The following is a 25,786-nucleotide window of genomic DNA, read 5'->3' as shown; positions in this document are numbered from 1 at the left end:
GACTTCAGACCGACAGCAGTTCTTTTTCCTTGTCGGCGACGACCTTGTCGACGTCCTTGATGTTGGCGTCGGTCAGCTTCTGGATGTCGTCTTCGCCGCGCTTCTTCTCGTCTTCGCTGATCGCCTTGTCCTTGACCAGCTTGGCGATTTCCTTGTTCGCGTCCTGACGGATGTTGCGGATCGCGATCTTGGCGCCTTCACCTTCCTTCTGCACCTGCTTGGCCAGCTCCTTGCGGCGCTCTTCGGTCGGCGGCGGCATGTTGATGCGGATCGCGGTGCCGAGGGTGTTCGGGGTGAACTCGGCGTTGTAGAGCCCCTTTTCGATCTCCTTGATCATGCCCTTGTCGAACGGCGTGACCAGCAGCGAGTGCGCGTCGGCGTTGGAGATCGAGGCAACCTGGTTCAGCGGGGTGCTGGCGTTGCCATAGGCACTGACCGTCACGCGGTCCAGCAGGGCAGGCGTGGCACGCCCGGTCCGGATGGAGGTGAGGGTGTGCTTCAGAGCGTCGATGCTCTTGGCCATGCGCGTCTGCGCGTTGTTCTTGATGTCGTTGAGCATCGCCCGGTCCTGGATGTATCTGGAATCGGGCGATTATAGGCGAATACGGGACGCTGCCGGGCCTGAATCGGCCCGATCGCCGCTTTGCGCTCAGGCTCAGGCCGGGTCGCGGCCCTGGACCAGGGTGCCGATGTTCGCGCCGTTGAGGATCTTCAGCAGCTCGCCCGGCTGGCCCATGTCGAACACGCGCATCGGCAGGTCGCTGTCGCGGGCCAATGCGAAGGCCGCCGTGTCCATCACTTCCAGGCCGCGGCGGATCACTTCGTCGTAGCTCAGGCTGTCGAAGCGGACCGCATCGCTGTGCTTGTTCGGGTCCTTGTCGTACACGCCATCGACCTTGGTGGCCTTCAGCAGCAGATCGGCGCCGATCTCGATCGCGCGCAGGGCGGCGCCGGAATCGGTGGTGAAGAACGGGCTGCCGACGCCGGCGGCGAAGATCACCAGGCGGCCCTTTTCCAGGTGGCGGATGGCGCGGCGGCGGATGTAGTCCTCGCACACGTCGTTGATCTTGATCGCGCTCATCACGCGGGCCTTGGCGCCCAGCTTCTCGAGGGCATCCTGCATGGCCAGGGCGTTGATGACCGTGGCCAGCATGCCCATCTGGTCGCCGGTGACCCGGTCCATGCCGCCGGCGGCCAGGCCGGCGCCGCGGAAGATGTTGCCGCCCCCGATCACCAGCGCCACTTCGGCACCGGCCTGCTGGGCTTCGATGACCTCGCGGGCCAGGCGATTGATGACCTTCGGGTCGATGCCGTAGTCCTCGTCTCCCATCAGCGCCTCCCCGGACAGTTTCAGAAGGATGCGGCGATAGGCGAGCTTGGACATGAGGACCTCGGGTGCGTGGAAATCGCGGGCGATTCTACGCGCATGCGGCGTCGTGCCAAAGTGTTTTGTGCACTGCGGCGCAGAATCCGGTCGTTCGCCCCGGTCAAACGGGGCTTCCCGTTCAGCCCAGCTCGGCGCCAGCGGTGGCCGACAGCTCGTCGTGGCCGAGGGCACCTGGCGAGCGGGCGATCACCCGGTTGCGGCCCAGGTTCTTGGAGCGGTACAGCACGTCGTCGGCTGCGCGCAGCAGGTCCTGCACGTCGGCGAAGCGCTCGTAGCCACCCTGGGTGGCCACGCCGGCGGAGAAGGTGACGAACAGCGGCCCGCCCTCCAGCTCGGCCATCGGCGTGGCGACGATATTGGCCAGCACCCGGCGGATCACGTCCAGGGCCACGCTTTCGCTGGTGTTTGGCAGCAGCGCGACGAATTCCTCGCCGCCGAAGCGGGCGACGGTGTCACTGTTGCGCAGCTGGCCCTGCAGCTTGCCGGCGAAGGCGCGCAGTACCTCGTCGCCGGTCAGGTGGCCGTGGGCGTCGTTGATCTTCTTGAAGTCGTCCAGGTCGATGAAGGCCACCGACAATGGCCAGCCCTGGCGGCCGGCGCGCAGGAATTCCTGCTCCAGCACCGCTTCCAGCTGGCGGCGGTTGAGCACGCCGGTCAACGCGTCACGATGGGCCTGGTCGGCGAGGCGCTTGGCGCGCGCCTCGAACTCGTCGGCGCGGCGTCGTGCCTGGTCGGCGTCCTGCAGTTCGCGCAGGTTGCGCAGCGTGGCCAGCTCCTGCGCGTGATCGATCAGCTCGCGCACCCGCGCCGGGGAATTGAGGCCGGCATCAAACAGGCTGGCGATGTCGGGCAGGGCTTCACTGATGCGGGCGAGGACCTGGTCGAAGCGCGCGCTGTCCAGCTCCAGGCGGTCGTGCACCTGCTGCAGGGCGCGCTCACGCGCGGCGTCGGCGTCGCTGTCCAGCCAGATGTCGGCCACCGCGCCGGACAGCTGCACGCAGGCCTGGAACGGCGATTCGGCGGCGTCCTCGTCCTCGCTGTGGCTGATGCTCTCCACCAGGTAGCGGGGCAGGCCCCATTGCTCGGCCACCCACGCGCCGACCTCGGCATGGCTGCAGCCCAGTTCCTCGCGTTCGCGGGCGACCAGGTCGATGTTGTCGCGTGCCTCGCGCAGCAGCGGCAGGTAGCGCTCCGACTCGGCCTGGGCCAGGCACAGTACGCCCAGGTCCTGCAGCAGGCCGGCCAGCATCAGTTCTTCCAGCCGGCGCAGGCCGCGCGCCTGGCCCAGCTGGCTGGCAGCCAGGGCGCTGAGGATGCTGCGCTTCCAGGCGCGCTGGCGCAGGTCGTGGTCGGCGCCGGTGCCGCCGGTCAGGCCCTGGGTGACAGTGAAGCCGAGGGCGAGGCTGATCGTGGCGTTCAGGCCCAGCATGGTCAGCGCCTGGCCGAGGTTCTCGATCCGGCGGCGGCTGGCGTACAGCGGCGAATTGGCGATGCGCAGCATGCGAGCGCTCAGCGCCATGTCGATGGCGATGATGTCGGCAGCGGTGGCGATGTCCGCTTCCGGGTCCTGGGCCAGTTCGATGATGCGCAGGGCAATACCGGGTGGCGAAGGCAGGTTGCGGCAGAGCGCCAGGGCAGCTGTCAGCTCGGGAGGCATGTCGGGTCGTTCAATTCCATTAGGACAAGAATACCTAGGAATGCATCACAGTCCGCGATTTTCGTTCCTGCTAAATGACTGTGGATTCCCTGCGCCGAGTATCGGCTTGATTCGCGCGCAACGCAAAGGTGCCGGTTGTGCGCACCAACGGTGCGCATCCACCGCTGGGCCATGGGTTGATCCCTGGGCCCATGCATAAAAAAAGAGCCGCGGTTTCCCGCGGCTCCTTCTGGTCGCTTCACAGCCGGAAGGCTGGAATCAGACCTGCATCGCCTTGGCAACTTCGGCGGCGTAGTCTTCCACCACCTTCTCGATGCCTTCGCCGACGATCAGCAGCTTGAAGCCTGCCACGTCGGCGCCGGCGGCCTTGACCACCTGCTCGACGGTGGTGTCGCCCAGCACGTAGGTCTGGCCGTACAGGGTCACGTCGCTGACGATCTTGTTGATCTTGCCGCTGATGATCTTTTCCAGGATGTCGGCCGGCTTGGCCTTGTCCTTATCGGTCATCTTGGCCAGCTCGATTTCCTTTTCCTTCTCGACGAACTCGGCCGGGACGTCCGCAGCCTTGTTGTGCGGCGGCTTCAGCGCGGCCACGTGCATGGCCAGGCCACGGGCCAGCTCGACGTCGCCGCCGATCAGGTCGACCAGCACGCCGACCTTGCCGTTGGTGTGGACGTAGGCGCCGATGTTGCCGGTGGTGTCGACCTTGACCATGCGGCGGATCTGGATGTTCTCACCCAGGGTCTGCACGGCGGTGGCGCGGGCTTCCTCGACGGTACGGCCGTCGGCCAGCGTGGCGGCCTTCACGGCTTCGACGTCGTTGGCGCCCGATGCCAGGGCAGCAGCGGCGACGGCGTTGACGAAGGACTTGAAGTTGTCATCGTTGGCGACGAAGTCGGTTTCCGAGTTGACTTCGACCAGCACGGCCTTGCCGCCGTCCTGGGCCAGGCCCAGGCGGCCTTCGGCGGCCACGCGGTCAGCCTTCTTGTCGGCCTTGGCGGCGCCGGACTTGCGCATGGCTTCAGCAGCGGCGTTGATGTCGCCGTTGGCTTCGGTAAGCGCCTTCTTGCATTCCATCATGCCGGCGCCGGTGCGCTCGCGCAGTTCCTTGACCAGGGAAGCAGTGATTTCCACGGGATTACCTCACGAAAGAAAGGGGTTGGGCCGGCATGGTGGCCGGCCCGTGTGACACGGTCCTGTCACGCGCCGATGGCTGCGTGCAGGGAGGGTGGACGCCGGGCGTCCACCCGGGGCCTGGATCAGGCCTGGGCGTCGTCGCCCTTCTTGGCAGCCTTCTTGGCCGGAGCGCGGCGGGCCGGCTTCTCTTCGCCTTCAGCAGCGGCTTCAGCGAATTCTTCCTCGCGCACCGAAGCGGCGTGCGGGGCAGCCGCCTTGCCTTCCAGCACGGCGTCGGCAGCGGCGCGGGCGTACAACTGCACAGCGCGGATGGCGTCGTCGTTGCCCGGGATGGCGTAATCAACCAGTTCCGGGTTGTAGTTGGTGTCGACCACGGCGATGACCGGGATGCCCAGCTTCTTGGCTTCCTTGATCGCGATGTCTTCGTGGCCGATGTCGATCACGAAGATGGCGTCCGGCAGGCGGTTCATGTCCTTGATGCCGCCCAGCGAGGCTTCCAGCTTGTCGCGCTCGCGACGCAGGCCCAGCACTTCGTGCTTGACCAGCTTCTCGAAGGTGCCGTCGGTTTCACCGGCTTCCAGTTCCTTCAGGCGGGCAACCGACTGCTTGACGGTACGGAAGTTGGTCAGGGTGCCGCCCAGCCAACGCTGGTTCATGAACGGCATGCCGCAACGCTCGGCTTCTTCCTTGATGGTTTCGCGGGCGCTGCGCTTGGTGCCCAGGAACAGGACGGTGCCGCGCTTCTGGGCAACCGACGAGATGAAGTTCATCGCATCGTTGAACAGCGGGACGGTCTTTTCCAGGTTGATGATGTGGATCTTGCCGCGGGCGCCGAAGATGTACGGCGCCATCTTCGGGTTCCAGTAGCGGGTCTGGTGGCCGAAGTGGACGCCGGCTTCCAGCATCTGACGCATGGTGACCTGGGGCATTGCAATACTCCTGATATGGAACCAGCGATTCCGCCCGCGGGGATAGGTATGCGGGACGCGTGGAAGCGCGATCGGTTCCGGGGTTGGGCTTCCCTGTTGCCTCCGTGGCCGAACTCCTTGCGGAGCACCCCGGCACGGATGGGGGCAGCAGGTGTGGATTCACCGGTGACGTCCGGTGTGGACGGGTTCGCGCGCACGCTGGCGGCAGGAATCCGGTCGATTATAGCCCGCTGGGGGCGCTTGCTGCAATTGCAGGGTCAGTTGCGGCCAGATCGACCTCGCGGCCGTCCTGCAGGCGTGCCTGGAAGCGGCCGCCTGCATAGCCATCGGCGCGGGCAGGCAGGGGCCAGCGGCGTTCATGGCCCGCCAGAATGTAGCCGGCCAGGCCAGCCGTCAGCAGCGTTGCCTGGCCGTCCGCCGTGATGAAGCGCAGATCGTGCAGGCGGCCGTGCAGGGTACCGGCATTGCTGAGTCGCAGTACGGCCAGAGACCCGTGGGCCTCGACGCGGCCCAGCAGCCGGGCCTGCAGTGCTGGCCCCGCTGGGCCGCGGAACAGCGGCAGCGAATAGCGCGGCAACCCCGGCAACGTCGGTGCCAGTACGACCCGATAGGCCTGTTCAGCGGCCGCCGCTGCCGGATCGCCCGGCAACAGCCAGACGCGCTGGGTGCTGCCGGGGGCCAGGTCCAGCCGCGCCGGGCTGACCCGGATCTGGTCGCTGGGGTGCAGTCGTTCGGCGTCCAGCTGCTGATCCCACGCCAGCACCTGCACCTGGCCCTGCCAGCGGCCGGGCCCGGGGTTGTGCAACCACAGTTCGGCGCTGCCGCCCTGGGCCGGCAGCTGCAGGGTGGTCGGCAACAGCTCCAGCGCTGCGGCAGGCAGTGCCAGCAGCAGTGCCAGCAGGATCAGCAACGCGCGCATCAGTAGATGAGGGTCACGGAGGGTGTTGCGTTCCCGTCCGTCGCCGGTGGTGCGAGCTCGCGGACCTGGCGCGGCGCCTGGGGTGCGTCACTGCGCTGGTGCGGTGCCGGGCAGCGGATGCCGCCGCCATCGTCGCTGCAGGATTCAACCACGGTCAGCCGGATCTGCAGGGGGCTGCTGGGTTCGGCCCATGCCGGCAGGCTGGCGACCAGCATCGCCCCGATCAGGAATGTGCGAACCACCTGCCATCCACCATGCTGAAAGACTTGCTGCGCGGTATCGGCGGGATGTGCCGGAACTGTAGCGCCGAGCCGGCGCTCGGCACGGCCTTCGTCCGGTGGGTGCCGACCGTTGGTCGGCACGCCGGTCAGTAGGTGATCGTCACCGTCACCAGGTCGTTGTAGGTGCCGGCCGGCGGCTGGCCACTGACCGGCGGCACCCGGCCATGGATGGTCAGCTGCTGCGCGCTGCCGGTACCGGTGCCGCTGGCCGTGTCGACGGTCAGGGTATTGCCCCAGCGCAGGCTCCGCGCCGAGTCCCGGTAGAGCTCGTAGGCGAGGTAATAGGTGCTTCCGCCGAGGGTGGTGGCCATGCGCCGGGTGGTGGTGGCAGTGGGATTGTTCTGGCCGTTGTCGAGGCCGACCTGGAAGGCAGTGTTCTTCAGGCAGGTCAGGGTGAGGGTGGCGGTCCGGTCGATGTTGGCCGGAATGCCGCCGGCGACGTTGCCGAAGTCCATGGTGGTGGTGACGTAGCTGCCACATTGCGGCAGCACGTTGGCGGTGGCGGTGAAGCTGAAGGCTGCACTGGCGCTGTTGGTGCCGGTGGCGCCGCCATTGCAGGTGGCGGGCACGGTGGCGGTACCGAGCAGGACTTCGTTCCAGGCCCAGGTCAGGACCACGTTGGCCCCGCTGAAGGTGCTGCTGTACGCGCCGGAGGCCAGGATCTGGTTGGCCGGGATCTGCCCGAACAGCTGTATGGACTGCGCACCGCTGCCGCCCGTCACCAGCGGCACGTTGTAGGTCATGGTCAGTTCCTGCGCAGGTGGCGTGCCGCGCGGCACCAGTCCGGTGACCTGGCCGAAGCTGGCGTTGTTGTACAGCTGGAAATTCAGGGTGTCACTGCTGGAGGTGGCCATCGTGCGGAAGGTGGAACTGCTGCCGCCGCCACTGCCTGCGCCGATGCCCACGCAGACGCGCACGCCGGTGGTGGCCAGCAGGCTCAGCGCGGCGGTGGTGCAGGTCACCGTTATGTTGAGGTTGGCCGTACTCGGGCCGGGTGCATTGCTGTTGATGTTGCCGAACGGCAGGGTCGGATTGGCGACCGCCGTGCAGACCGCGGTGGCACCGGCGGGCGCCGCTGCCAGCAGGCCGGCCCAGAGCAGCAGGACGAGCAGCAGCACCCTCATGGCGCCACCTCCGGGATGCACTGCTGCGGCGCCGGCTTCGGCCGTGCGCCGGACGCCACCACCTTGGGCAGGTCCGGCACTTTCACGCGGCAGGGGCCGCGGCTGGTGGTGACGTACAGCACGCTGCCGGCGGCAACGTCTTCCAGATAGAGCAGGCCGTCGTAGCCGACCGTGGCCTGGCGGCCATCGGGCAACCGCACCTCGCTGCCGACCTCCAGAGGCTGGCCGTCCATTGCCAGCAGGGTCAGGCTCAGTGACGGCCGCGAGCGCAGCTGGAAGGTCACGCGGGTGCCGGCGCGCTGGCGCGGGGTCACCCAGTCCTCGATGCGGTCGGCGCGCATGTCTTCGGGCAGGTCCAGGGTGTCGATCGAGACCCGGTTGCGCTGCCAGGACAGCAACGGACTGACCAGCAGCAGGCCGCGATCATCGGTGACGCCGATCAGGCGGTTCTCCAGCCGCACCGGGACGCCGCCCACCCCATTGGTGCTGATCACCGCGAACGCATCGGACACCTCGCGCGTGGCGAAGGTGTGCCCGCCCATCCACACCAGGCTGCCGCTGGCGCTGGCGTAGGCATAGTTGAGTCCACCCTGGCGCGAGGCGCCGAACGAGTAGCGACCGACATCGTTGAGGATGCCGACCTCGGCCAGGCCGCCGTTGCCGTCCTCGCCGTGGCGCAGCTGCGCGCGCCAGCCGACGCCGCCGGCGCTGCCATCGCCCGGCACTGGCTGGGTCACGTCCGCCACCCAGCTCTGGCTGTCGCCGTTGCGCTGGCTCGAAAGGCTGGCCTGGCGGTTGTTGCCCAGGCTGGCAGTCACCGACAGGTAGATGCTGCGGTCGTCGCTGCGGTCCAGGTTCTGGTTTACCGAAAGATAGGCCGACCAGCGCTGGCTCCAGGTACGTGACCAGAACAGGCTGGCATAGCGGTTGTCGTCTCCATCCGGGTAGCGCAGGCGCAGATAGCTGGCGCTGAGCGTGCCCAGCCGCAGCAGGTCCAGGCCGAGCGTGGCCTGCTCGCTGATACTCGGCGGCAGGTTGCCCTGCAGCGCGCCGAGGTCGCGGTAATCGCCATGGCTGCGTACGCTGCGCAGATTGACGTTGAAGCGACGGTTGTTCCAGCTGTAGCCCAGTGCCCATTGCCCACCCTGCAGGCCGTGGTAGCCGCTGTGCGCATAGGCGGCATTGAACACGCCAGCGGCGCCGAGCAGCCACCAGCCACCGACACCGGCCTGGGCCAGGCCGCCGCCGCCTTCGGCATGCGCCTCGCCGGTGAACGTGTCGGTGACACCGCCGCGCCAGCTGGCACTGGCCACCGTGCGATCGTCATAGGCGAAGGAGCGCTGGCCAAAGTCCTCGCGCAGGTGGCCGACGCCGGCCGACCAGTCCGAAAGGCCCCTGGCCAGCAGCTGCTGGGTGCCATAGAAACTGAAATCCAGCGTCTGCATGCGGCCGAACGCATCGGTCACCACCACCTGCGCGTTACCGGTGCCGCTGATGCCGGGCTGCGCCGCCAGCTGGAAGGGCCCGACCGGCACCTGGCCGCTGTACTGGCGCAGGCCATCGACATACAGCTCGACCGTGGAGGGCACCACCGCCTGGCCGAGGAAGCTCGGCGTGGGCGTGAGCACACGGTAGGGCTGCAGGCCGTAGTTGCGGCCGATCTGCAGGCCGCCCAGGCGAACCGGGCGGGTCCAGTCGACGAAGCCGCTGTAGAAGTCACCGACCTCCAGCGTGGTTGCACTGTCCGGGAAATCCAGGCTCCAGCGTGTGTCCAGGCGCACGCTCTCGCCGCGCCAATGGCGGTCGCCGGGTTGCTGGTAGCGGCGGCTGATGGCGGTGTTTTCGAAGGTGCCGTTGCCGATACCGAACACGCGCAGCTCCGCGCTCAGGCTGAGGTTGCTGAGCGTGTCCACCCGGCTGCCGTAGACGTCGTAGTTGAGCAGCGCGCCGGGCGAGGCGTTGCCGGTGGGCGCGCGCGTCTGCGGGCGGCTGAGCACGGTGGTGGGCAGGATGAGCTGGTCCAGCGGCACGTCCAGTGCCAGGGTCTGCATGTGCGCGTCATAGCGCACCACCGCACCGCTGATCTGGTCCAGGTAGACCGGCGCATCGCCGCTGGCGTTGAAGCCAAGCTGGCGCAGCACTTCAGGGCTGGCCTGCAGCCGGCCGCGGTTCTCGGTGAATGGCAGCAGGCCGCGCGGGGTGCTGTTGAGCGACACATCCAGGTACAGCGCCTGGCTGGCGGTCAGCGGGGTCGGGGGAGGCAGGATGGCATCGGCCGACACGCCGGATACATCAACGGCCGCCACGCCGGACACATCGGCGGCCTCGGTCGCCGCGGGAGCCAGGGCCGCCAACAGCGCGCCCATCAACGCCTCAGCGAGCCGGTGGGGGCGACAGTGGCGTCTGTTCCGACTCGCCATTGAGCTTGGCCGTGATCTGGTCGTTGTCGCGGTCGATCGCCGTGCGTTCGATCGGCCAGCGCATCACCTGGCCCGGCAGCACGTAGCCCAGCAGCCCGGGATGGACAATGCGCGGGCGCGCGGCGCTGCCCAGCGCAAGATCGGCGATCTGTGCGTAGCTGTCGCCCGTATTGGCGACTTCCACGCCATTGCGGCCGTCCGCCAGTTTCACCAGGTGCGCCTGCAGCCGGGGGGCCAGGCGGCCGGCCGAAGGCTGCACGAACACCGGGATCGAATAGCGCAGCACGAACTGCATGCCCTCGGCACGGGTGGCCAGGTCGGGTACCTCGTCCACGATCAGCCGGTAGTGCCGCTGTGCAGGCGGTGGCTCGCTGTCCGGACGCATCACCCGCACCAGCTGCTGCTGGCCGGCGGCCAGTTCCTGCATCGGCGGCGTGGCCATCACTTCGTCGGTGGGCAGCAGCTGTTCCTGGCCGTCCTGCTGCACCCAGCGGAACACGCGCACCTGCAGCGTCACCGGTGAGGTGCCGCTGTTGGTCAGCCACAGCTCGCCGGCACGCTGGCGGGCTTCCAGCTGCAGGCTGGTCGGGGCGACCTGCAGGCTGGTGGCGCCGGCACCGGCGGGGGCCAGCAGGTACAGGGCGAGCAGCGCCACGCCGGTGGCGCGCCACGGGCGGGGTCCGGCCATGCGGGCGTGCTCCATCAATAGGTGATCGTGGCGGTAACCGTATCCAGGTAGTTACCGGTGGCCGGGTTGTTGGTGCTCAGGTTCAGGATCTGGCCATAGACGATGTAGGGCACGGCCAGGCCAGTGCCGATGCCGGCCTGGGTATTGGTGCCGGTTGTGGCGCCCCAGACCAGGGTATGTGCGGCATCCTGGTAGAGCTGGTAGCCGACATAGTTGTTGGCGGTCACCGCGGCATTGGTGTTCTTCATGCGCCGGGTGGTGACGTCGTTGGCGGTGCCGGCGTTGGCGCCCGCGTTCAGCGCAATCGTGTAGGGCGTCAGTGCCGAGCACTGCGCGGTCACCGTACCCTGGCCCAGGGTGGGCGTGGCGGTGGTCGAGGCCGCCGTGCCGAAGTCGACGTTGGTGGCGGCCGCCGCCGTGATGGTGCAGGCCTTGGTGACCACCAGGGTGACGTTGAAGGTGGTGGTGTCGGCGGCCAACGCCGGGCTGGAAAGCAGCAGCCCGGCCATGACCCATGTCAGCGGGGATCGAACTGGGGATCGCATGGACAACCTCCCTGACCCGAAGGTCCGTTGAACAAGGCGAAGACGGCACGTTCGGCGCCGCTTTGACGACAGTGGGTCCAGCTTAGGAGGCGTAAGTGTCTGTAATCCGTGATAAATAGGCAGGCGCAAGAGCGGAGGCCATCACGCTTTCACTTTCCTTGCCGGAATCGTGCATGGCCCGGATCGCCAGTTGGGCGGCGTTCGTTCAGATTGCGGCCGGATCGGCGATAATGGGTGCCATGACCGTGAATCTGAAAACCCCGCAGGAAATCGAGATGATGCGCATCGCCGGCCGCCTGGCCAGCGAAGTGCTCGACATCGTCACCCCCCACGTCAAGCCTGGTGTCACCACCGAGGAACTGGACCGCATCTGCCACGACCACATCGTGAACGTGCAGGGTGCCATTCCGGCCAACGTCGGCTACCGCGGCTTCCCGAAGACCGTGTGCACCTCGGTCAACAATGTCATCTGCCACGGCATCCCCAGTGAAGGGAAGGTGCTCAAGGATGGCGACATCATCAATATCGACGTCACCGTCATCAAGGACGGCTGGCACGGCGACACCAGCCGCATGTACTTCGTCGGCACCCCGTCGGTGATGGCCCGCCGCCTGGTGGAAACCACTTACGAAGCGATGTGGCGCGGCATCCGTGCGGTGCGTCCGGGCGCCACCCTGGGCGACATCGGCCATGCCATCCAGAGCTACGCCGAAGGCGAGCGTTTCAGCGTGGTGCGCGAGTACTGCGGCCACGGCATCGGCAAGGTCTACCACGACGAGCCGCAGGTGGTGCATTACGGCCGCCCGGGCCAGGGCCTGGTGCTGCAGCCCGGCATGACCTTCACCATCGAGCCGATGATCAACGAGGGCACCCGCTACAACAAGGTGCTGCCGGATGGCTGGACCGTGGTGACCAAGGACCGCAAGCTGTCGGCGCAGTGGGAGCACATGATCGCGGTCACCGAGACCGGCGTGGACGTGCTGACCCTGTCGCCAGGCGAGTCGCAGGTTTCCTGAAGATGCTGCCGGCGAGTTCGCTGCTGGACACGCCGGCCGCGTCGCTCAACGACCCGGATTGGGCTGCTGCCGCGCGCCAGGCGCTGCAGCAGGCCGACGCGCGCCTGTACCGCCGCTTCGACCAGGGCGACAACATCGAGCGCCTGCTGGCGTTGCGCGCGCGCGCTGCCGACCATCTGATCCGCCTAGCCTGGCAGCGCTGCCTGCCGGCCGACAGCGGCCTGTCGCTGTTCGCGGTCGGCGGCTATGGCCGCGGTGAACTGTTCCCGCGTTCGGACATCGACCTGCTGGTGTTCGGCGATCCGCCGGCACAACTGGCGCACGAGGCGGCATTGGCGCGCCTGTTCGCGCTGCTGTGGGACTGCGGATTGGCTGTCAGCCATGCGGTGCGTTCTGCATTGCAGTGCCGGGAGGCGGCGGCTGACCAGACCGTGCTGACCGCGTTGATCGAGGCGCGCCCGATCCTGGCCGATGATGCTGCGCGCCGCGCGCTGCGCGAGGCGATCGACGACCGCGAATTGTGGCCGGCACGCGCCTTCTTCCTGGCCAAGCTGGAAGAGCTGCGCAACCGCCACCAGCGCTTCGGCGATACCGCCGACAACCTGGAGCCGGACCTGAAGGATGGCCCCGGCGGCCTGCGTGATCTCAATACGCTGGGCTGGATGGCGTTGCGTGCCTTCGGCGTGCGCGACCTGGAGGCCCTGGTCGGGCTTGGCCACCTGGGCGCCGACGAAGCCGCGGCGTTGAAGCGCGAACGTGCAGTGCTGGCGCGGTTGCGCTTCGGTCTGCACCTGGTCGCGCGCCGTCCGGAAGAGCGCCTGCGTTTCGATTACCAGAAGACCCTGGCCGCGCGGCTGGGCTTCGAAGACGATGCCGAGAACCTCGGCGTCGAGAAGATGATGCAGGGCTTCTACCGCGCCGCGCTGGTGGTGCGCCGGATCAGCGACCGGCTGCTGCAGCGCTTCGAGGAACAGTTCGACGGCGAGGCCCAGCCGGAGCCGCTGACCGTGGGTTTTTCCCTGCGCCGTGGTTATCTGGCCGCCAACGAGGCCGACTGGCCGCGCGGCGACATCGGCCAGGTGTTCGCCCTGTTTTCCAGCTGGGCCAACAACCCGCAGGTACGCGGCCTGCATTCGCTCACTGCGCGTGCACTGGCCGAGTCGCTGCCGCTGCTGCCGGCCTATGACCAGGCCGATGCCGATGCACGCGAGCAGTTCCTGGCCCTGCTGCGCGGCCAGCGTCCGGTCGATACGCTTTCGCGCATGGCGCGGCTGGGCGTGCTTGGCCAGTGGATTCCCGCGTTTGCCCAGGTCAGCGGGCGCATGCAGTTCGACCTGTTCCATGTCTATACGGTCGACCAGCACACGCTGATGGTCCTGCGCAACATCGGCCAGTTCGCCAGCAGCCGCGCCGACGAGCGCTTCTCGATCGCGCACGAAGTGTGGCCGCGCCTGCGCAAGCCGGAACTGCTGCTGCTGGCCGGCCTGTTCCATGACATCGCCAAGGGCCGCGGCGGCGACCACTCGGAGCTGGGCGCGGTGGACGCGCGCGCGTTCTGCCAGGCGCATGCGCTCAGTGGCACCGATACCGAGCTGGTGGCATGGCTGGTCGAACAGCACCTGCGCATGTCGGTGACCGCGCAGAAGCAGGACATCGCCGATCCGGTGGTGATCCATCGCTTCGCCACCCTGGTCGGCAGCCGCGACCGCCTGGATTACCTGTACCTGCTGACCTGTGCCGACATCGCCGGCACCAGCCCGAAACTGTGGAATGCCTGGAAGGACCGCCTGCTGGCCGATCTGTACTTTGCCACCCGGCGCGCGCTGCGCGAGGGGCTGGAGCACCCGGTACCGGCCGCCGAGCGCGTGGCCGAGGCACGTGACAGCGTGCGCGCACTGGTGCGCGAGCAGGGTTACGACGATGCCACCATCGACCGCCAGTTCGCGGTGATGCCGGATGAGGGCTTCATCCGCCTGCGCCCCGAGCAGCTGGCCTGGCAGGCCGCCGCACTGGTGCCGGTGAAGCAGGGCCAGGCGCTGGTGAAGGTGCGCCGGATCAGCGTCGACGACCCGGCGCTGGAAGTGTTCGTGCACTCGCCCGACCGTGATGGCCTGTTTGCCGCGATCGTGATGACCCTGGACCGCAAGGGCTACGGCATCCATCGCGCGCGCGTGCTGGACGGTCCGGCCGACACCATCTTCGATACCTTCGAAGTGAACCCGGCCGACACCTTTGCCGATGGCAGCAGTGCCAACCTGGAAGCGGCACTGCGCGAGGCACTCAGCGGTGACCTGTCGCGCCTGCGGCCGTCGCGCCGGGTGGTACCGCGGCAGCTGCGGCACTTCCGCTTCGCCCCGCGCATCGAGTTCCGCGATGAACCGGGCGCAACCCGATTTGCCCTGGTCGCACCCGACCGTCCCGGCCTGCTGGCCGATGTGGCGTTCGTGCTGCGCAACCAGGGCCTGCGCGTGCATGATGCGCGCATTGCCACGTTCGGCGAACGCGCCGAAGACACCTTCGTGATCAGTGACGAACACGACCTCCCCCTGACTGAACCTGCCCGGCAGCAGCTGCATGACGCGATGCTGGCCTGCCTGGACCCTGATCGAAACGCCGGAGACCCCGCCTGATGGCCACCAAGCCCGCCAAGAAGACCGCCGCGACCCCCAAGAGCGCAGCGGCCCGGAAACCCGCTGCTGCCGCACCGGCCGCGAAGAAGACTCCTGCGCCGAAGAAGGCCGCTGCGGTGAAGGCCCCGGCGAAGAAAACGGCTGCAGTGAAGCGTGCTGTGAAGAAGCCGGCCCCGGCCAGGAGCGCCGAAGCCGTCCGCGCCGAAACCATCGCCCGCAAGTCGCTGCGCAAGCCGTCGGCACCAGGCGTGGAAGAACTCAAGTTCGGCATCGAGAGCGCCTTCGAGCGCCGCGCCACCTTGACCCTGCACGAGCTGGAAGGGTCGACCAAGCCGCTGGTCAACCGCGTGATCGACGGCCTGGAGAGCGGTGAGTTCCGCGTCGCCGAGCCGGACGGCCAGGGCGGCTGGAAGGTCAATGAGTGGCTGAAGAAAGCCGTGCTGCTGTATTTCCGCGTCAACGACATGGCGGTGGTCGATGCACGCCCGGCGCCGTTCTGGGACAAGGTCGAATCGCGCTTCGCCGGCTATGACGAAGCGAAGTTCCGCCGTGGTGGCGTGCGCGTGGTGCCGGGCGCGATCGCCCGCCGCGGTACCTACTTCGGCAAGGACGTGGTGCTGATGCCGAGCTTCACCAACATCGGCGCCCATGTCGGCGAAGGCACCATGGTCGACACCTGGGCCACCGTCGGTTCCTGCGCGCAGATCGGCCAGCACTGCCATCTGTCCGGCGGCGCCGGCATCGGTGGCGTGCTGGAGCCGCTGCAGGCCAGCCCGACCATCATCGAGGACCACTGCTTCATCGGTGCGCGTTCGGAAGTGGTGGAAGGCGTGGTGGTCGGCCACCACAGCGTGATCGGCATGGGCGTGTTCCTCAGCCAGAGCACCCGCATCTACAACCGTGCCACCGGCGAGGTCACCTACGGCTACATTCCGCCGTACAGCGTGGTGGTGTCCGGCTCGCTGCCGAGCAAGGACGGTACCCATTCGCTGTATTGCGCGGTGATCGTCAAGCAGGTTGATGCCAAGACCCGCAGCAAGACCAGCGTCAACGACCTGCTGCGCGGCCTGGCTGACTGAAGATGACGGCGCCGGAGGATCTGGCGCAGTCCGCGATCTACCAGCATCCGTCCGACACCCTGTTCGGGCGGATGCTGCCGCGCCTGCTGCACGCTCCACGCTGGACCCGGCTGCGCCGCGCGCTGTCGCGGCGCTGGCCGATGCCGGCGCTGGTAAGCGATGTGCGCGACGTGGTCTACGTGAGCTGGTGGGTCGACGTACGCCAAGCGCCGATGCCACCACCAGGCCATCACTACGTGGTCCATGCCGGACGCACGCCCTACACCATCCTCAGCTACCGGCACGGCCACTTCGGGCCCGCGCTGGCCGGGCCGCTGCGCTCGCTGATGCCGTCTCCCCGGCAGAGCAACTGGCGCTGGTACCTGCGTCGTGACGACGATCGGGACGGGACGCCGGTGGTGCTGTTTGATCGCAACGTGATGGACCAGCTGGCCTTCGTCGCCGGCGCGCGCTTTCAGCGATGCCATGCAGCCGCATCTGTCGGTGCGCTTCGCGCACGTGGTGCGCGCCGATGGCGGTGGGTACACCCTGATCGAGGGCGGGCAGGGCAGTGCGCCGGCGCTGCACCTGCAGTGGCAGGGCGCTGCGGGCTGGGACGATGCCGGGTGGGCGGCGGCCTTCGGCGGCCACCAGGCCCTGCTGCGCTTGCTGACCTGCCAGGACGAGGCCATCGCCCGCACCTGCGACCAGCGCTGGGCCAGCACCCGCATTGCCCTGCCGGTGGACATCGCGCAGCTGCAACCGCTGCAGCTGGAAGGCGAACAGCAGTGCCCGCGCCTGCAGGCGATGGGCGTGGCGCTGCACGAGGGGCTGGCCTTCCAGCTGCCAAGGGTACCTTTCCGGGTCGTGTCCGAGCGCCTGTTGTGAGATTCTGGCCGTCTGTTTTCCAGCATCACAGATGGCCATGAGCACCACTGTCTACGGTTTGAAGAACTGCGATACCTGCAAGAAGGCGACCAGGTGGCTGGACCGCTTCGGCGTGCCGTACACCTTCGTCGACTACCGCGACAACAAACCCAGCCCGGAAATGCTGTTGGCGTGGGCCGCGCAGCTGGGGGGCCTGGCCGCGATGGTCAACAGGTCCTCCACCACCTGGCGGCAGCTGCCGGACAACCGCAAGGCCGCCGATTCCGAGGCCGAATGGAAGCTGCTGCTGCGCGAGTACCCGCAGCTGATCAAGCGCCCGCTGGTGGTCACGGCCGATGGCACGGTCAGCCAGGGCTTCAGCGACAACGGCTTCAAGGCCCGCTTCGGCGTGGGTGACGCATGAGCGCGGTGCTCGACCTGACCTGCGAGCTGATCGCGCGGCCCTCGGTGACGCCCGATGATGCCGGTTGCCAGGCGCTGCTGGCGGCACGCCTGAAGCAGGCCGGGTTCCAGTGCGATCACCTGCGGCTGGGTGAGGTCGACAACCTGTGGGCGACCCACGGCCAGGGCGCGCCGGTACTGGTGCTGCTGGGCCATACCGACGTGGTGCCGACGGGCCCGCGTGAGGCCTGGGCCAGCGACCCGTTCATGCCGCAGATCCGTGACGGCGTGCTGTACGGCCGTGGCACCGCCGACATGAAGGGCAGCGTGGCGGCGTTCGTGGTGGCCGCCGAGCAGTTCGTTGCCGCGCATCCTGATCATCCCGGCACGCTGGCGGTGCTGCTGACCAGCGACGAGGAAGGCGACGCCATCGATGGCGTGCGCCACGTCGCACGCCTGTTCGCCGAACGCGGCCAGCGCATCGACTGGTGCATCACCGGCGAGCCGTCTTCGACTGCGACGCTGGGTGACCTGCTGCGCGTGGGGCGTCGCGGCAGCCTGTCGGCCAAGCTGCGCGTGCAGGGCGTGCAGGGCCACGTGGCGTATCCGGAGAAGGCACGCAACCCGATCCACCAGGCGGCGCCGGCCCTGGCCGAGCTGAGTGCGCGGCGCTGGGATGACGGCTACGAGAGTTTCCCGCCGACCAGCCTGCAGGTCTCCAACATCCATGCCGGTACCGGTGCCAACAACGTGATTCCCGGCGAGCTCGAGGTGGATTTCAACATCCGCTACAACCCGCACTGGGATGCATCGAAGCTGGAAGCGGAGATCACCGCGCTGCTGGAACGGTATGGCCTGCAGTACACGCTGAAGTGGCACCGCAGCGGCGAGCCGTTCTACACCCCGGAGGGCACGCTGCGTGCCACCGCGCGTGCGGTGCTGGCCGAGCACATCGGCCGTGCACCGGAAGAAAGCACCGGCGGCGGCACCTCCGATGCACGCTTCATCGCGCCCTTGGGCGCGCAGTGCATCGAAGTGGGGCCGGTCAACGCCAGCATCCACCAGGTGGACGAGAACGTGCGCGTGGCCGATCTGGAGGCATTGCCGGGGCTGTACCAGCGGCTGGTGGAGCGGCTGCTGGCGTGAACCTGCGACGCTGGGTGCCGACCGTTGGTCGGCACGCCTTTCGCCGGCATTGCTTTCCTGTAGAGCCGAGCCATGCTCGGCTGCTTCTGCAGGGAATGCCCAGCCGAGCGTGGCTCGGCTCTACTCAGAAAAAATGAAGAACGGCGGCTCGACCGCTTTTTCCCAGTAGCTCGGCGCTGCCATGTAGAAGCGCTGCGCCTCGGCCCGGGCGAACCAGCGTGCGGCTGCGTCGGTGTCCTTCTCCACGCCCGGTGCACCGCGGCCCAGCAGCAGTCCGGCGAAGTACTGGCCGAACACATTGCCCTTCTCGCCGGCACGCTGGTACAGCTGCAGCGCACGTGCGGGATCGCGCGGCAGTCCCATGCCCTTTTCCAGCAGCGCGCCCAGGTCTACCTGCGCTTCGGCATCGCCACGCTCGGCGCGGCGCTGGATCTGCGCAACCAGTGGATGCACGGTGCCATCCTGTGCGGCCACCGCATCCGGTAGCCGTGACGATGAACTCGGGTAGCGCTCGTAGATCATTCCGCGCAGGTCCCAGCGCAGCGCCTGTTGCGCGTCGCCTCGCTGACGATAGGCCTTGGCGAGTTCGTAGAACGCATAGGGATTGCCGTGGTAGGCGGCCGCCAGATACGCGCGTTCGCCACGTCGCCAGGACGCGCGCAGCACCGGTGCCGGGTTGATGTGGGGGCTGTCGGCATGCCGCAGCGTGCCGGAGATCCAGATCCGTCCCAGCGCTTCTTCCGCCTTGGTGTTGTGGAAGGTCCAGGGTGTGACCGCGGCGGCACGCTCGTAGTAGGCGATGGCGCGTGGATCGTTGAAGCGCTCGAAGGTTTGCGCAGTGTCAAAGGCACCCTCGAAGCTGCCGTCGGTGCCGCGTTGTTCCAGGCCCTGCAGCTGGGCCGGCGGCAGGGGCGACGGTGGGGGCAGGGTCTGGCAGGCGACCAGGCCCAGGCAGAGCAGGGCGGCCAGCGCCACGTTGCGTCCAGTGCGGTGTTGCATTTCCATTACACGTTTCACGGCGCGCCATTATGCGCGCCGGGGAGTGGTTGCCAACGCAACGGTTGCGCTGCGCCGGAAAGCGGGGTAGGGTCGATGCCATGTCGATCCGCCTGGCCACCGCCGTCAATAACAACAACCGCAATAATCTGCGCGCGAATAATCGTGCGCGGCCGATGCGGGACTGCGCCCTGGGTAGATAGACAGCAACACACGCCCGGACACCAGAAAACCCGCATCAGCCGATGCGGGTTTTTTTTGTGCCCGGGCGCAGCCTGCCCGGGCCTGGATGGCCGGTCGAACACCTTCCCACCCGTGAAATCCCCAACAGGAGCTCCCCCATGTGTTCGATCTTCGGAATCTTCGGCCTGCAGGCCGGTGACGATCTTCCCGCCCTGCGCCGGCACGCGCTGGAACTGTCGCAACGCCAGCGCCACCGTGGCCCGGACTGGAGCGGCGTGTACCTCGACGAAGGTGCGCTGCTGGTCCATGAACGGCTGGCCATCGTCGATCCGGCCGGTGGTTCGCAGCCGCTGCTGTCGGCCGATGGCCAGCTGGCGCTGGCGGTGAACGGCGAGATCTACAACCACCAGGCGTTGAAGGCGGCGCTGACCACCACCTACGACTTCCAGACCGGCTCGGACTGCGAGGTGATCAACGCGCTCTACCGCCAGGGCGGCGCGCCGGCGCAGTGGCTGGAACAGCTCAACGGCATCTTCGCCTTCGCGCTGTGGGACCGTGACAGTGGACGCGTGCTGGTGGCGCGCGACCCGGTGGGCGTGGTGCCGCTGTACTGGGGCCACGATGCCCAGGGGCGCTTGCGCGTGGCCTCGGAAATGAAGGCGCTGGTCGATACCTGTGCCGATGTCGCGCAGTTCCCGCCGGGCCACTATTTCGACAGTGCCAGCGGTGAGCTGGTGCGCTACTACCAGCAACCGTGGCGCGACTACGCCGACGTGCAGGGCCGCCAGGCCGATCTGGCTGAACTGCGCCAGGCGTTCGAGCATGCGGTGGAGCGCCAGCTGATGAGCGATGTGCCTTATGGCGTGCTGCTGTCCGGTGGCCTGGACTCGTCGCTGGTGGCGGCGGTGGCCGCGCGCTATGCACGTCGTCGCATCGAGGATGGGGGACAGACCGAAGCCTGGTGGCCGCGCCTGCACTCGTTCGCGATCGGCTTGAAGGGCTCGCCCGATCTGGCCGCCGCAGCGATCGCCGCCGAAGCGCTGGGCACCGTGCATCACGGTTTCGAGTACACGTTCGAGGAAGGCCTCGATGCGCTGCCGGAGGTGATCCGCCACATCGAGACCTACGACGTCACCACCATCCGCGCATCGACGCCGATGTTCCTGCTGGCGCGGCGGATCAAGGCGATGGGCGTGAAAATGGTGCTCTCCGGCGAGGGCAGCGACGAGATCTTCGGTGGCTACCTGTACTTCCACAAGGCACCGGATGCGCGTGAATTCCACGACGAGCTGGTACGCAAGCTCGACGCCCTGCACAACTACGACTGCCTGCGCGCCAACAAGTCGATGATGGCCTGGGGCGTGGAGCCGCGCGTGCCGTTCCTCGACCGTGAGTTCCTCGATGTGGCGATGCGCTTCGATGCCGCACACAAGATGGTCGGTGCCGGTTTTGGCGGCCGCCGTATCGAGAAGGCCGTGTTGCGCGAGGCGTTCGACGGCTACCTGCCGGACAGCATCCTGTGGCGGCAGAAGGAACAGTTCAGCGATGGCGTGGGCTATGGCTGGATCGATGGGCTGAAGGCACATGCCGAGGCGCAGGTGAGCGACCGTGTACTGGCGGCCGCCGACAAGCGCTTCCCGCACAACCCGCCGCAGACCAAGGAGGCGTACTACTACCGCCACCTGTTCGAGCAGTTCTTCCCGAGCCGGGCAGCGGCCGAGACCGTGCCGGGAGGCAAGTCGATCGCCTGTTCGTCGCCCGCGGCCATCGCCTGGGACGCCAGCTTCGCCGCGGCGGCAGATCCCTCCGGTCGCGCGATCGCCGGCGTGCACGAGCAGGCACTGGCCTAAGCACCCCAAAAGGGGACGGAGGGGATTAAGTCGTTTGTGGCACAAACGACTTAATCCCCTCCGTCCCCTTTTTGTATGATCGCCCCCTGCGCATTGGGGAATGTTCATGGACGTACAGGCAGGCGGCAACGCGCCGCCCACGAAATGGGGATGGCGCTACCTGGCGTGGGCCGGGGTTCCGTTGCTGGCTGGCGTGCTGCTGGCGCGGTATGCCGGGCCGGCGGCGCCCGAGGCGGTTGCCCGTGCCTCCGTCGCCGCCGAAGGCGGCTGGGTGCAGCATCTGGCGTCTCCGCTGGGCCTGTTCCTGCTGCAGCTGCTGGTACTGCTGCTGGTGGCCAAGGGCGCGGGGGCGCTGCTCAAGCGCATGGGACAGCCGGCGGTGATCGGCGAAATGGCCGCTGGCCTGATGATGGGGCCGCTGGTGCTTGGCAGCCTGCTGCCGCAGCTGCATGGTGCGCTGTTCCCGGCCAGTTCGCTGGGCCCGCTGGGCATGCTCAGCCAGCTGGGCGTGCTGATGTTCCTGCTGGTGGCCGGTGCCGAACTGGACCTGGCGGCGCTGCGTGGCCGTCGGCGTTTCGCCTTTACCGTCAGCCATGCCGGCATTGCAGTGCCGTTCGTGCTCGGCGTCGCCTTGGCGATCTGGCTGTATCCGCAGCATGGCCCACAGGGTGTGGGCTTCACCGCATTCGCACTTTTCGTAGGCATCTCGATGAGCATCACGGCCTTCCCCGTGCTGCTGCGCATCCTGGCCGACCGCGGGATCACACAGACGCCGCTGGGGCAGACCGCGATCGCCTGCGCTGCCTTGGGCGATGCCACCGCGTGGTGCCTGCTGGCGCTGATCGTGGCTGCCGCCCAGGCCAGCGGCTGGTTGCCGGCCAGCCTCAACCTGGTGTGCGTGGTCGCGTTCGTGGCGCTGATGCTGGGGCTGGTGAAGCCGTGGTTCGCGCGCCGGCAGATTGCGCCGGGCCGTGAGGGGCGCTGGCTGCTCGGCATCCTGCTGCTGTCGCTGGGCAGTGCGCTGGTCACCGAGATGCTGGGCATCCACGCGCTGTTCGGCGCGTTCGCTGCGGGTGTCGCGGTATCGTCCAACGCGCAGCTGCGTGACCTGCTGATGGCCCGTGTCGAGCCGTTCGCGGTCACGCTGCTGCTGCCGTTGTTCTTCGCCATGACCGGGCTGCGCATGCGCGCCGATGCGCTGCAGGCCAGCGACATCGTGCTGTGCGTGGTGGTGATCGCGGTGGCCACGACGGGCAAGCTGCTGGGCACCTTCAGTGCCGCGCGCAGTGCCGGCATGCCCACGCGCGAAGCGTGGCGGCTGGGCGCGCTGATGAACACCCGCGGCCTGATGGAGCTGATCGTGCTCAACCTGGGGTATGAGCTGGGCCTGCTCGGTGACCGCCTGTTCGCGGTGCTGGTGATCATGGCACTGGTGACCACGGCGATGACCGGGCCGCTGCTGAACCTGATCGAACGGCGCAGGGCCTGAGCGTTGAACGGTAGTGCCGGCCGCTGGCCGGCAACCTGATGATGCTGGACACACCTGCATGGATGCCGGCCAGCGGCCGGCACTACCGCGCTGGCACCAGTGTCATCACGTGCTGCGTCTTGCCCGGCAGGAACGGTGTCGGGCGCCCATGCACCCAGTCCTCGTGGCCGGCACCCCAGTACGGTGACAGCGGATGGCCGCTCTGGCCGCCGGGCATGTGCACGATGCCGTCGGCCTCGTGGCCGGGCGAGACCACCATGCGCTCGGAGGCGCCGAAGTTCGGCGTCTGCACGCGCGGCATGTCCCGGTCGCCGGGCAGGCGGTCGGCGGGCATGCACAGCCAGCGCTTGGCGATGTCCGGCAGCGCCCGTGCGATGGGGTGGCAGATCGCCGCGGTATTGCGTTCACCCCAGCTGCGCTTGGCCAGCGGCCCCTGCTTGGCCAGCTCACCCTCGGTACGGCGGGCGGCGTCGATCAGCAGCGCATCCCAGCTGTCGAAGGCCGGTGGCAGCAGGTTGGCCGGGCGCTGTTCCAGCATCGGCCAGGCCACGCCTTCCAGCTGTGCCAGGCGTGGGTCCAGGTAGGCATCGCCCAGCTGCGCGTTGGCCGGGGCCAGCAGTGCATCGGACAGCGTGGCCATGACCTGCGTGCGGAATTCACGCACCACCCGGTAGCTGACCGAACTGGCCGAGGCGCGCCCGCCCCATTGATGGCTGGCCTCCTTCAAACGCTTCAGCGCAGGGTCGTCACTGCGTTCGATGACGTCGTGCAGCAGAGCCCACCAGCGCTGCAGGAACACCGCGCGGTCGTCGAGCTGGATCGCCAGCAGGTCGTGCTCGTCGAAGCGCTCCTGGATTGCCAGCAGGTCGCGGATCTGCCGCGCCCGCGCACCCAGGTCATAGCCGCCGTTGCCGACGCTGGCGAGTGCCTCGCCGTCGAGGACGCGTCCATTGGCGGTCCACAGGCGATGGTTGGGGGGATCGATCAATGCCGGCGAGGCATCGCTGCGGATCGGCCACGGCGCGCAGCCCTGGTTGCTGGCGGCATTGAAGCCGGCCGGTGCACAGCCGGGGCCGCGGTCCGGGCGAGCGCCGATCAGGCGCCAGGCAATGCGCCCGCTGCGATCACCGACCACCAGGTTCTGTGCGGGGATGCCGGCACGGTCGGCGAAGTGCAGTGCACCGTCGAGGTCACCGGCGCGGGCCAGGTCAGCGAAATCCAGGCGTACGGCACCGGGCAGGTGTGCGACCCAGCGCAGGGCGTCGCCACTGCCATCGGCATGGGTATGCAGGATCGGCCCCCAGTCGGTTTCGCGCACCGCGAACAGCACGTCGGCCTGGCCGGCCACGGCGATGCGCTCTTCGTGCACGGTCACGGCGGCGCTGGCCGGTTCCGTGCGATAGTCCGCCGTGTCGATGTAGCTGTTGGTGAAGCCCCAGGCGACGTGCCCGTTGCTGCCGACGATCACCGCCGGCAGGCCCGGCAGGGAGAAGCCGGTGACATCGACCTGGCCGCCGGCGGCCTGCGGGTCGGGGTAGCGCAGGCGCACGCGGAACCACAGGCCGGGTGCACGCAGGCCCAGGTGCATGTCGTCGGCAACGATGGCGCGGCCGTCGGCGGTAAGCGCGCCGGCCACCGCGAAGTTGTTGCTGCCGATGACGTCGCCCTCTTCCTGCTCAGTGCCCGTTTTTCCCTTCAATGTGCGCAGGTCCAGCTGGCTGGCATCGGGCAGGGCGGCGTTGCCGGTGGGTTCGCCAAACAGCGGCGCATCCCATTCGGTGCCGTCATGGGCGATCAGCGCGTACAGCGCCGGCGGCACCACTGCGCGGATGCGGCTGAGCGCAAGCTCGGTCTGGTTGCCGGGGTCCTGCAGGTCGGCATACATGGCCAGCCCGGTCAGCACGCTGTCGCTGGCCTGCCACGGTTGTGGTGATTGCCGCAGCAGCAGGTAGGCCCACGGGCGCACGGAGAGATCGGCCAGGCCTTCGTTGACGCCATCCACGTAGGCGCGCACGGCCGTGCCGTTGTCGCCCAGTGCGGCCTGCAGATTCGCCTCGGTGCGTGCACGCAGCCGGTGCACGCGCATGCGCTTGTCGGCGTCGATGGCCTTCGGCCCGAACAGCGCCGACAGCTCGCCAGCGGCACTGCGGCGCATCAGGTCCATCTCGAAATAACGTTCCTGCGCGTGTACGCGGCCGAGCGCACGCATCGCGTCGGCCTGGCTGCCGGCAGTGATGGTGACCACGCCCAGCCCATCGCGCTCGATGGTGACCGGCTTGGCCAGCCCCGGCAGCGCATGCTCGCCGTCCAGGTCGGCCAGGCTGCCGCGCAGCAGCAGCCACAGCACCAGTGCGGTGACCAGCACGATGGCGATCAACACGCCCAGCACCCAACGCCATGTACGTCGCATCGCACGTCCTTTCCGAACTCGTGGGCCGATTGTAGCCGCAGGCGCAACTGCGACTGATTCCGATTAGATCACCGTATTTTGAAATGCGGCACCCTATGCCGCATCGATTCACAGGAGCCCCCCATGAAAGGCAACCCGGACGTCATCGCCTGCCTGAAGGAACTGCTGCGCGGCGAGCTTGCTGCGCGCGACCAGTACTTCATCCATTCCCGCCGCTACGAGGACCAGGGCCTGTTCGCGCTGTACGAGCGCCTGAACCACGAGATGGAAGAGGAAACCCAGCATGCCGATGCGCTGCTGCGCCGGATCCTGTTCCTGGGTGGCGACCCGGACATGCGCCCGCATGCCACCGAGCCGGGCAAGACCGTGGAGGAGATGCTGCAGAAGGATCTCGATACTGAATACGCCGTTCGGAACAATCTCGCCGCCGGCATGAAGCTGTGCGAGGAGAAGGGCGATTACGTGAGCCGCGACATCCTGCTGGCGCAGCTGAAGGACACCGAGGAAGACCACGCCTGGTGGCTGGAGCAGCAGCTGGGCCTGATCAAGCGCATCGGCCTGGAGCTGTACCAGCTGAGCAAGATCGACGGCAACGGCGCCCCGGCGCACTGAGCGGGCATCGTTTTTGTAGAGCCGAGCCAATGCTCGGCTG

The 25,786-nt window shown here is 68.0% G+C and carries 21 protein-coding genes and 1 pseudogene; 9 read left to right on the top strand and 13 right to left on the bottom strand.

Going from position 1 to position 25,786, the window contains the following annotated elements:
• Window positions 1-4: 4 nt before the first annotated feature.
• The 11 genes from frr to ACUVWL_RS10685 form a co-directional block, all read right to left on the bottom strand.
• Window positions 5-559 (bottom strand): ribosome recycling factor, encoded by a 555-nt coding sequence (gene frr / locus ACUVWL_RS10735; protein WP_014646499.1) that lies wholly within the window; start codon window positions 557-559, stop codon window positions 5-7.
• Between the two features lie 96 nt (window positions 560-655).
• Complete coding sequence (gene pyrH, locus ACUVWL_RS10730; protein WP_014646500.1) at window positions 656-1,384, bottom strand: UMP kinase; 729 nt, start codon at window positions 1,382-1,384, stop codon at window positions 656-658.
• Window positions 1,385-1,505: 121 nt separating this feature from the next.
• Window positions 1,506-3,044: a GGDEF domain-containing protein gene (locus tag ACUVWL_RS10725; protein ID WP_046429719.1), complete on the bottom strand. Its 1,539-nt coding sequence runs from the start codon at window positions 3,042-3,044 to the stop codon at window positions 1,506-1,508.
• Window positions 3,045-3,302: 258 nt separating this feature from the next.
• Window positions 3,303-4,178, bottom strand: coding sequence for a translation elongation factor Ts (gene tsf / locus ACUVWL_RS10720; protein ID WP_032956847.1), 876 nt, complete (start codon window positions 4,176-4,178; stop codon window positions 3,303-3,305).
• 125 nt (window positions 4,179-4,303) lie between these two features.
• Window positions 4,304-5,110, bottom strand: a complete 807-nt coding sequence (gene rpsB / locus ACUVWL_RS10715) for a 30S ribosomal protein S2 (protein ID WP_005408748.1) — start codon at window positions 5,108-5,110, stop codon at window positions 4,304-4,306.
• A 220-nt stretch (window positions 5,111-5,330) separates the two neighbouring features.
• Window positions 5,331-6,029 carry a fimbrial biogenesis chaperone gene (locus ACUVWL_RS10710; RefSeq protein WP_014646503.1) on the bottom strand — a complete coding sequence of 233 codons (699 nt, stop codon included), beginning with the start codon at window positions 6,027-6,029 and terminating at the stop codon, window positions 5,331-5,333.
• Entirely contained in the window at window positions 6,029-6,244 is a 216-nt protein-coding gene (locus ACUVWL_RS10705; protein WP_032956850.1) for a hypothetical protein, read from the bottom strand. The genes ACUVWL_RS10710 and ACUVWL_RS10705 overlap by 1 nt, the downstream gene beginning before the upstream one ends.
• A gap of 152 nt (window positions 6,245-6,396) precedes the next feature.
• Complete coding sequence (locus tag ACUVWL_RS10700; protein WP_329889877.1) at window positions 6,397-7,434, bottom strand: Csu type fimbrial protein; 1,038 nt, start codon at window positions 7,432-7,434, stop codon at window positions 6,397-6,399.
• Window positions 7,431-9,800: a fimbria/pilus outer membrane usher protein gene (locus ACUVWL_RS10695; protein WP_111206647.1), complete on the bottom strand. Its 2,370-nt coding sequence runs from the start codon at window positions 9,798-9,800 to the stop codon at window positions 7,431-7,433. The genes ACUVWL_RS10700 and ACUVWL_RS10695 overlap by 4 nt, the downstream gene beginning before the upstream one ends.
• A gap of 7 nt (window positions 9,801-9,807) precedes the next feature.
• A complete protein-coding gene (locus ACUVWL_RS10690) occupies window positions 9,808-10,557 on the bottom strand; it encodes a fimbrial biogenesis chaperone (RefSeq protein ID WP_049403820.1) in 750 nt (249 codons plus the stop codon).
• Window positions 10,557-11,087: a Csu type fimbrial protein gene (locus ACUVWL_RS10685; RefSeq protein WP_032956855.1), complete on the bottom strand. Its 531-nt coding sequence runs from the start codon at window positions 11,085-11,087 to the stop codon at window positions 10,557-10,559. The genes ACUVWL_RS10690 and ACUVWL_RS10685 overlap by 1 nt, the downstream gene beginning before the upstream one ends.
• 230 nt (window positions 11,088-11,317) lie before the next feature.
• Between ACUVWL_RS10685 and map the strand changes: the two genes are divergently transcribed.
• From map to dapE, 6 genes and pseudogenes are all read left to right on the top strand, one after another.
• Window positions 11,318-12,103: a type I methionyl aminopeptidase gene (map, locus tag ACUVWL_RS10680; RefSeq protein WP_049441558.1), complete on the top strand. Its 786-nt coding sequence runs from the start codon at window positions 11,318-11,320 to the stop codon at window positions 12,101-12,103.
• A 20-nt stretch (window positions 12,104-12,123) separates the two neighbouring features.
• Window positions 12,124-14,733 (top strand): [protein-PII] uridylyltransferase, encoded by a 2,610-nt coding sequence (locus ACUVWL_RS10675; protein ID WP_445978323.1) that lies wholly within the window; start codon window positions 12,124-12,126, stop codon window positions 14,731-14,733.
• Entirely contained in the window at window positions 14,733-15,812 is a 1,080-nt protein-coding gene (gene dapD / locus ACUVWL_RS10670; protein WP_014646511.1) for a 2,3,4,5-tetrahydropyridine-2,6-dicarboxylate N-succinyltransferase, read from the top strand. The genes ACUVWL_RS10675 and dapD overlap by 1 nt, the downstream gene beginning before the upstream one ends.
• A gap of 2 nt (window positions 15,813-15,814) precedes the next feature.
• Window positions 15,815-16,679: pseudogene (locus ACUVWL_RS10665) on the top strand (hypothetical protein).
• 31 nt (window positions 16,680-16,710) lie between these two features.
• Complete coding sequence (locus ACUVWL_RS10660) at window positions 16,711-17,082, top strand: arsenate reductase (protein ID WP_014646513.1); 372 nt, start codon at window positions 16,711-16,713, stop codon at window positions 17,080-17,082.
• The gene (dapE, locus tag ACUVWL_RS10655; protein ID WP_032956857.1) at window positions 17,079-18,206 is read left to right on the top strand and encodes a succinyl-diaminopimelate desuccinylase; all 1,128 of its coding nucleotides are present in this window, start codon (window positions 17,079-17,081) and stop codon (window positions 18,204-18,206) included. The genes ACUVWL_RS10660 and dapE overlap by 4 nt, the downstream gene beginning before the upstream one ends.
• Window positions 18,207-18,326: 120 nt before the next feature.
• Here dapE and ACUVWL_RS10650 read toward each other — a convergent pair whose 3' ends face one another.
• Entirely contained in the window at window positions 18,327-19,205 is an 879-nt protein-coding gene (locus ACUVWL_RS10650) for a tetratricopeptide repeat protein (RefSeq protein ID WP_197604445.1), read from the bottom strand.
• 338 nt (window positions 19,206-19,543) lie between these two features.
• Here ACUVWL_RS10650 and asnB point away from each other — a divergent pair, with 338 nt between their 5' ends.
• Both asnB and ACUVWL_RS10640 read left to right on the top strand, forming a co-directional pair.
• Complete coding sequence (gene asnB / locus ACUVWL_RS10645; RefSeq protein ID WP_014646516.1) at window positions 19,544-21,235, top strand: asparagine synthase B; 1,692 nt, start codon at window positions 19,544-19,546, stop codon at window positions 21,233-21,235.
• A 100-nt stretch (window positions 21,236-21,335) separates the two neighbouring features.
• A complete protein-coding gene (locus tag ACUVWL_RS10640) occupies window positions 21,336-22,724 on the top strand; it encodes a cation:proton antiporter domain-containing protein (RefSeq protein ID WP_014646517.1) in 1,389 nt (462 codons plus the stop codon).
• Between the two features lie 82 nt (window positions 22,725-22,806).
• On the opposite strand, the gene ACUVWL_RS10635 is transcribed toward ACUVWL_RS10640, so the two are convergent.
• Window positions 22,807-25,134, bottom strand: a complete 2,328-nt coding sequence (locus ACUVWL_RS10635) for a penicillin acylase family protein (RefSeq protein ID WP_041863208.1) — start codon at window positions 25,132-25,134, stop codon at window positions 22,807-22,809.
• A gap of 123 nt (window positions 25,135-25,257) precedes the next feature.
• Here ACUVWL_RS10635 and bfr point away from each other — a divergent pair, with 123 nt between their 5' ends.
• Window positions 25,258-25,746, top strand: coding sequence for a bacterioferritin (gene bfr / locus ACUVWL_RS10630; protein WP_005408763.1), 489 nt, complete (start codon window positions 25,258-25,260; stop codon window positions 25,744-25,746).
• Window positions 25,747-25,786: the final 40 nt, after the last annotated feature.

This window comes from Stenotrophomonas muris (assembly GCF_052751275.1).
The sequence above is the reverse complement of the archived record's forward strand: the minus strand, read 5'-3'. Positions and strand labels throughout refer to the sequence as shown.

Excerpts from the sequence above, each read along its gene's own strand:
- ACUVWL_RS10685 (WP_032956855.1), bottom strand. The coding sequence starts at position 11,087 with ATGCGATCCCCAGTTCGATCCCCGCTGACATGGGTCATGGCCGGGCTG.
- frr (WP_014646499.1), bottom strand. The coding sequence starts at position 559 with ATGCTCAACGACATCAAGAACAACGCGCAGACGCGCATGGCCAAGAGC.
- dapE (WP_032956857.1), top strand. The coding sequence starts at position 17,079 with ATGAGCGCGGTGCTCGACCTGACCTGCGAGCTGATCGCGCGGCCCTCG.
- ACUVWL_RS10660 (WP_014646513.1), top strand. The coding sequence starts at position 16,711 with ATGGCCATGAGCACCACTGTCTACGGTTTGAAGAACTGCGATACCTGC.
- pyrH (WP_014646500.1), bottom strand. The coding sequence starts at position 1,384 with ATGTCCAAGCTCGCCTATCGCCGCATCCTTCTGAAACTGTCCGGGGAG.
- dapD (WP_014646511.1), top strand. The coding sequence starts at position 14,733 with ATGGCCACCAAGCCCGCCAAGAAGACCGCCGCGACCCCCAAGAGCGCA.
- ACUVWL_RS10690 (WP_049403820.1), bottom strand. The coding sequence starts at position 10,557 with ATGGAGCACGCCCGCATGGCCGGACCCCGCCCGTGGCGCGCCACCGGC.
- ACUVWL_RS10725 (WP_046429719.1), bottom strand. The coding sequence starts at position 3,044 with ATGCCTCCCGAGCTGACAGCTGCCCTGGCGCTCTGCCGCAACCTGCCT.
- ACUVWL_RS10700 (WP_329889877.1), bottom strand. The coding sequence starts at position 7,434 with ATGAGGGTGCTGCTGCTCGTCCTGCTGCTCTGGGCCGGCCTGCTGGCA.
- ACUVWL_RS10705 (WP_032956850.1), bottom strand. The coding sequence starts at position 6,244 with ATGCTGGTCGCCAGCCTGCCGGCATGGGCCGAACCCAGCAGCCCCCTG.
- ACUVWL_RS10695 (WP_111206647.1), bottom strand. The coding sequence starts at position 9,800 with ATGGGCGCGCTGTTGGCGGCCCTGGCTCCCGCGGCGACCGAGGCCGCC.
- ACUVWL_RS10710 (WP_014646503.1), bottom strand. The coding sequence starts at position 6,029 with ATGCGCGCGTTGCTGATCCTGCTGGCACTGCTGCTGGCACTGCCTGCC.
- ACUVWL_RS10640 (WP_014646517.1), top strand. The coding sequence starts at position 21,336 with ATGTTCATGGACGTACAGGCAGGCGGCAACGCGCCGCCCACGAAATGG.
- asnB (WP_014646516.1), top strand. The coding sequence starts at position 19,544 with ATGTGTTCGATCTTCGGAATCTTCGGCCTGCAGGCCGGTGACGATCTT.
- ACUVWL_RS10635 (WP_041863208.1), bottom strand. The coding sequence starts at position 25,134 with ATGCGACGTACATGGCGTTGGGTGCTGGGCGTGTTGATCGCCATCGTG.
- ACUVWL_RS10650 (WP_197604445.1), bottom strand. The coding sequence starts at position 19,205 with ATGCAACACCGCACTGGACGCAACGTGGCGCTGGCCGCCCTGCTCTGC.
- rpsB (WP_005408748.1), bottom strand. The coding sequence starts at position 5,110 with ATGCCCCAGGTCACCATGCGTCAGATGCTGGAAGCCGGCGTCCACTTC.
- bfr (WP_005408763.1), top strand. The coding sequence starts at position 25,258 with ATGAAAGGCAACCCGGACGTCATCGCCTGCCTGAAGGAACTGCTGCGC.
- map (WP_049441558.1), top strand. The coding sequence starts at position 11,318 with ATGGGTGCCATGACCGTGAATCTGAAAACCCCGCAGGAAATCGAGATG.